This is a genomic window from Bartonella sp. CL266QHHD (genome assembly GCF_042195355.1).
Taxonomy (GTDB): Bacteria; Pseudomonadota; Alphaproteobacteria; order Rhizobiales; family Rhizobiaceae; genus Bartonella.
Map to the genome: position 1 here is coordinate 1,746 of NZ_JBHIOD010000022.1, position 3,434 is coordinate 5,179.

At 34.0% G+C, this 3,434-nt stretch carries 1 protein-coding gene; it reads right to left on the bottom strand.

Translation table 11 applies throughout. From position 1 onward, the window contains the following. Nucleotides 1–988: 988 nt before the first annotated feature. Nucleotides 989–3,434 (bottom strand): type ISP restriction/modification enzyme (locus tag ACFIK7_RS02485; RefSeq protein ID WP_375662872.1); only part of this gene is annotated, 2,446 nt, incomplete at its 5' end.

Here is a 3,434-nt window from a genome sequence, read left to right on the forward strand (position 1 = left end):
GATTAAACAGGTGGCAGAAAAGCTTGATGATCCACAAGAGGTTACCAGCAAGGAGCAACCCCGCTCGTGGAAAGAGAAAATAGTCAATTTTATCGGAAAAAAAGACAAGAAATAGCACCTAAAAAATATCGAAAAGATTTCAGAAATTTAGAAAATAAGACGCGCTCCAAAGCCTTGATCACTAGTTGAGAAACTCAACAGTAGTGTGGCTCTGATCATGGTTTTGGTGCAAGATTTTAATGAAACAGCCTATTATTTCATAGATTATTAAAATTACTTTTTATGGGCTTTTGTCTATTTTATCGGTTATGTCAGTTTATTTAACAGACGAATCTTATGATTTTAGTGAATGATTAAAATGTGCTTTATGAAAAGCATATGATCCTTTAAGCCTTTCAAAAGAAAGGGATTATAATCATAATAGATGCTATCAAGACCATTATGGTTATGAGTTTTGGAGGTTTAGGGGGTTTTGGAGGTGCTTTTTACGCTCCCCCCTTTACATATTTTTCAATAAAAAATAAAAGTCATTATATTTCAATAAGTTAATCTTTCAAATAAACAACCTATATTAAACACAAAACATAAATACAATCTTTAATATATATTTAAGAGGGTTTTGTAGGTGTTTTGGGGGTTTGAGAAACATTCAAAACCTATAAGTAATATAAGAAAATGAATATACATAACTCTCTTTAAACAAAGCTTCTGATAACAATAAAGCTATCATTTTAGATTACGGTATAATCTTTTAAAGGCAATGTAAAAGAAGCGTATTCACTTTAAGATGGGATTTATTAAAAATCTTAAAGCAATCCAAAGTACAGTGTTAAAAAGTGCAAAGCCTTATCTTTTATGATAACGCATATAAAATATTCTTTTAAAGATTATATGTAAGCAATTTATAAAAGGGGCATAGAACCTATAGGTATAAAACCTTATACCCGTTGTGAGTTTATCATACCCATTATGTGAGCACGCTTTTAAGTTATTCAGTTTCTCTAATTTCTAGTTTTGGTAGGTTCTTAACGATTTTCATTGTCTCTAAACTTACGGTAATAACCCTTTGAAACAACTCTAATGGATAAGCAGGGTTGCCAACGGTTTCAACAGCATAGTGATTGGCATCATTCACAATGCCACTCTTTTTATCAGTCTTTACACATTGACGCCCCATAACCCATTCAAGAGCGGGCTTGCCATTGACGATATACTCATAAGCTTCAAGAGGGATATCTGTTATTGTGATATTGCTGTTATAAAAAACAATCGATTTATCTTTCTCTTTACCTGCTTTTGCGAATTTCATTTCTGTAACGTAATAAAACTTTTCGGGATTAGAGATGTCAGTTAATTTTGGATTACCCTTTTTAAAGGTCACGGGATAAGGCTCTACATCTTCATAATTCACGTGCAAATGACCTAGTTCACGTCCTGCTGTTACAAATTTCCAAAAGTCATCAGCACTCTTTACACACGGGATACGAGGCAATTCTTTAGAGAGGTTATCAGCATAACGGGCACGATAATCTTCCGAATGAAGTATACCGTAAACATAATAGAATAGATCATCCTTAGTGATTTTTTCATTAGGATAAGCTGCTTTAAAATGTGCTAATCCTTCATCAGTTATGGCATCATGCCTCTGTAAACCAACAGTTTTGTTTTCTTCTGTAGCATTTGCAAATAAATGGGATTGTTTCTCATTTTTATCTTTTGAAACCGTCGTGTCTTCGTAAATATAACGTGGAAAGCATTGTCCAGTATCTATTGCATGAAAATCAGGTAGATCCCTAGTCATAATAACAGAAAAGCCACTTCTTGCCCCTATAGCAGAAACTTGTATCACTGTATTTTTGATCATTTTTTCTACAGGAAAGATACGAGGCATTTGATAAATTGCTTCATTAAAAATGCGATTATAATAAAGCCACTGTCGTGTAAAAGGACGATATAAACTTTGAACAAAACCGTCTTCTTCAAATTTTAAAATATTACCTCTTGCTAATTGTTTTTTTATATTCAAACTCCAACTTATCTTGCTTGTATCTGAATTAACAAAATTATCTACAGCCTTTGCACGTGATTTACTGTCAGTATGCGCATAAGCATTATTAAAACGTTCTGCTTCACTGTTATAGAAAGCAATCATATTACTCATGTTTTTAGCTAAAGATTTACGGCTTGAATTGTATGCCCAAGCATCACGACTAGTCGTAATGCCACAAGAATAAATCTCAAAGAGTTTTTTCCCATGAGGTTTCTTATCACCTATAGCTAAAAATGTTTCAAAACTTTCATCACGTTGACGTATCCAATCACCGTACTTGTCTGGTATGATTATTTGCCAACCTTGTTTGCTCCGTGTAATACCATCAATGCTTCCCCAATACTCTAGAGCCGCAAGTTTTTCTTTTGACGTGCGATTATCACCAATGTCATGATAGTAAATTTTACAATCTCTAAAAACATTGGGGTTTTTGATAAATAGTGTCACGGCAATACCAGTCATACTACCATTGCCAAAAACATTTTCTCCTTCTTGAGCAGCTCCATTACTTAACATATTTTTACGAATATCCCCCCGTAAATTAAGTACATAAATACTCGTAAACTCTTTGGCTAAAGATTTTCGTAAACTGTTCATTGTCGATTTTTCTACGTAACCAGAGCCAGAAACAAAGCCGATCACCCCAGCATTATCAATACGGTCACTAGCCCAGCGAATGGCACGAATATAACTGTCATAAAAATTTCGCGTATTCATTGATTTAGATTGAGAAGCATAAGTCTCACTGATCCGTTTATTTAATATCGGATAAGGAGTATTCTTCGCATTGTCATTGGCATTTTTTTGTCCCACTGAATAAGGAGGGTTACCAAAGATAACTTGGATATTCAGTTTTTTCTGATGTTCTAAATATTCACTGTTTTCTTTGAGTATACCTTCCATAAGATCTTGTTTTTCAATCATTCGAAACGTATCAGTCAAACCAATATGCTTGAAAGGGATATAATTTCCTTTCATAAGACCATGATAGGTTGCTTCGATATTAATGGCTGCTATGTAATAGGCTAGCAAGACAATCTCATTTGCGTGGATATCATAACGGTATTTATATTCCATATCCTCTGGTTTGATGAGATTGGATTGTAATAGCCGTGTGATAAAGGTCCCAGTACCCGTAAAAGGGTCAAGAATAGAAACACCACGTGATCCTAGACTTTTTCCAAATTCATGACGCAACACATCATCAACAGAATGAATGATAAAATCAACAACCTCAATGGGAGTATAAACAATGCCTAATTTTTCTACTGTACGCGGAAAAGCATAACGGAAAAATTCATTATAAAGCTCTACAATTAAACTTTGTTGTGCTTCAAGAGTGGTAATTCCACGCGTGTAAAATTGTACACTCTTAGAAATATTT